We start from the raw sequence: 2746 nt of genomic DNA, 5'->3' as shown, positions 1-2746 counted from the left end.
ACCGGGTTCAACCAGCGTGCGATTTCACTGAGTGTCTGATTCGTGCGCCGATGGATCCGCGACGCAGGCGTGCCGGTGCCGCGAGGTGAGCACGCACAGCCGTCCGGACTCCAGGTGGAAGGCCGTCGCGTCCCTGCGCCCCGAGAGCGGGTGCAGGACGATCGTCACGTCGTACTCGCGGCCCTGGAGGCGGTTCGCGGTGTCCACGGTCACCCCCTCGGGCAGGCCCGTGGCCTGGATCGCGGCCACCTGGTCGCGGTGCGCGGCGCCGATGGCGACGCGGCCGGGCGTGACCGGGTGCTCGCCCCGCTCGGAGCGCGTGATGGGCGCACGCTGCAGCAGCCGCGCGGCCAGCACGGCCACCGCCTGGACGGCCTCGGCGTCGGTGCGCACCGTGTGCCGGCTCGGCAGCTCGTACAGCGCCCAGCCGGACTCCGCCGCCTCCTCCAGCGCGGCGTCGTACGCCGTGCGCATGCCGCCCGCCGTGAACGACAGGCCCCGGTCGCCGGGCCCGGTGCCGGCCTTGAACCCGGTGTAGGGGTAGAACGCCTCCGACACGACGGGGGCGGCCGAGGCGGGCAGCCTCCAGGACACCGGGAGCCGGTGGACCGGAAGGTCGGGATTGTGACGCAGGAGCACGGCCACCGCGCTCTGGAGCGGATCCCACGACAGGCCCGCCCAGCGGTCGCCGTCCACGATCGAGAACGGGTCGAGCTGGCCGGGGTCGCCGACGAACAGCGCCCGCTCGAACAGCCCCGCGATGCGCAGCAGCTTGTCCGAGCGCATCTGGTAGGCCTCGTCGACGATGGCCCACGGCCACTTTCGGTCGCCGACCCAGGCCCACTTGTCGGCGGTGGCCACCACCACCGCCGGGTCGCCGAGATCGGGCAGCTTGGTGCCGACGCTCGCCTTCCCCACGACCCGCCGCGGCACGACGTAGTCGGCGGCGGAGAGCCGGCCGATGGGCAGGCCGGGATGCTCGGCCGCCAGCCGGACGATCAGGTCGTCCACCTGCTCGTTCGTCTGGGCGATGATCATCAGGGGCTCGCCGGTGGCGGCGAGGTGCCCGGCGGCCCTGACCACCAGCGTGGACTTGCCCGCGCCCGGAGGCGAGTCGACGACCACGCCACGGTGCCTGGGCAGGTCGGCGAGCACGGCGTCGACGACGCCTGCCGCCTCCGCCGCAGGGGAGACGTGCCTCCCGGTCATGTGCGCCGCCGGGTCCGGCGGGAGCGCCGCGTCCTCATGACCACTCCTCCTCTGGCTCCTCGTCGGCGGGGACGTGCTCCGGCGGCGGGCCGCCGTGGGTCCACGGGGTGTCCTCGGGCGCGGGCAGACTCGCCGGGGGCTGGAACTCGTCGGTGAGGGCGGCGTAGCACAGGCGCTCGCCGACCTCCGGCACGGCGCCCGGCGTCGCCGCCTTGCCGCGCCCCATCCCCTTGACGATCTTCAACGTGACGTGCTCGCCGGAGATCTCGACGACCTCGGCCTGCTGGCCGCGCCGTTCGGGCGTGCCGAGCCGCGCGCCGGGCGCGAGCCGTACCGGGTCGCTCGTGCGCAGGGTGAGCAGCGGCCGGAGCTTGCGCCCCCGGCCCTCGCCCTCGGCGTGGTCCGGATCGGTGGCGACGACGGTGCCGGTGAACGCCTCGCCGGTCAGGCGGTAGGCGGCCATGACCAGCGGATCGTCGTAGGCCCGCTGCGCGTCGTAGGAGGCGCGCGCCCGTTCCATGCGGGCCAGCCGCGAGGCGGCCCCGACCGCGCTGTCCCGCTTCGGCTGGGGAGGGCCGCCCTCGGCGAGCTGGGCGGCGAAGTTGGTGAAGGCCGCCCGGTCGGCCTCCCAGCGGACCGCGGCGCCCGGCCCGGCGGGCAGCGCGCCGAGCAGGCCGATGGCCCGCCACATCAGCCGCCAGGTCGGTTCGAGCTGGGAGCGCACCGCCTCGCCGACCCTGGCGGCGGCCCGGTCGCCACGCGTCTCCTCGTACGCCCTGATGGCGGGCGCGAGCACCTCGGTGTCGAAGCCGGGGTCGGTGGCAGGGCCCGCGGGCGGCCAGATCAGGGGATCCTCCGCCTCCCGGGCGGCGCTCGCCCCGCTCATGCCCGGCGGCGGGTCGATCCAGCTCACCAGCGAGGCGAGGTTCGCGTCCTCCAGCGCGCTCTGCCCGGTCGCCCAGTGCAGGGAGAGCGCCTCGGTGGCCGCCATGAGCAGGGCGGAGCCGGGGTACTGCGCCCGCTGGGCCAGGAAGGTCAGCCACCGGCCCAGCACCGGCACCGAGGGGTGCACGGCGTACGGCCCCTCGGCGCGGCGGAACCGGGTGGAGCGGCCCAGCATGTGGACGAAGGCGACGGCGCTCCGGTTCGGCACGATCAGCTGCGGGGCGTCGACGCAGCGCTCGTACGGCTCCGCGCCGCGCCGCTCGACCGTCTCCGTCGCCTTCTGCAGGCCCTCGACGTACGGCAGGAGGATCTCGGCCAGCTCGGCGGCGAAGGCGAACCGCAGGTCGCGGTCGCGCGGCTGGGGGACCACGAGCAGCCGGGGACGATCGGGATCGGTGCCCGCCATCGCGGCCAGCGGCGCCGCCGCCTCACCCGCCATCCGGAGCGGGATGAACACCATGGGCCGCTCGGACAGGTGGCAGTGGCGCACGGTCGCGGGCCGACGTGATCGCCCACGACTCCACGACGAGCGGGAAGCGCAGAGGTGGCGTCTTCACCGGGCTGTGGACGGCCGTCGAAAGCGCGGTGACCG

2 protein-coding genes are annotated in these 2746 nt (G+C 75.4%); both read right to left on the bottom strand.

Annotated elements, in window-relative coordinates; genetic code table 11:
- Positions 1–24: 24 nt before the first annotated feature.
- Positions 25–1209: an AAA family ATPase gene (locus AB0B89_RS35890; protein ID WP_358562097.1), complete on the bottom strand. Its 1185-nt coding sequence runs from the start codon at positions 1207–1209 to the stop codon at positions 25–27.
- Between the two features lie 34 nt (positions 1210–1243).
- Positions 1244–2614, bottom strand: a complete 1371-nt coding sequence (locus AB0B89_RS35885) for a hypothetical protein (RefSeq protein WP_358562094.1) — start codon at positions 2612–2614, stop codon at positions 1244–1246.
- Positions 2615–2746 lie beyond the last annotated feature (132 nt).

The sequence above is a fragment of the Sphaerisporangium sp. NPDC049002 genome (genome assembly GCF_040649355.1).
In the GTDB taxonomy this organism is placed as follows: Bacteria; Actinomycetota; Actinomycetes; order Streptosporangiales; family Streptosporangiaceae; genus Sphaerisporangium.
This window is presented reverse-complemented; position numbering and strand designations above follow the sequence as displayed.

Coding starts and splice junctions, on each gene's coding strand:
- AB0B89_RS35885 (WP_358562094.1), bottom strand. CDS start 2,614: ATGGTGTTCATCCCGCTCCGGATGGCGGGTGAGGCGGCGGCGCCGCTG.
- AB0B89_RS35890 (WP_358562097.1), bottom strand. CDS start 1,209: ATGACCGGGAGGCACGTCTCCCCTGCGGCGGAGGCGGCAGGCGTCGTC.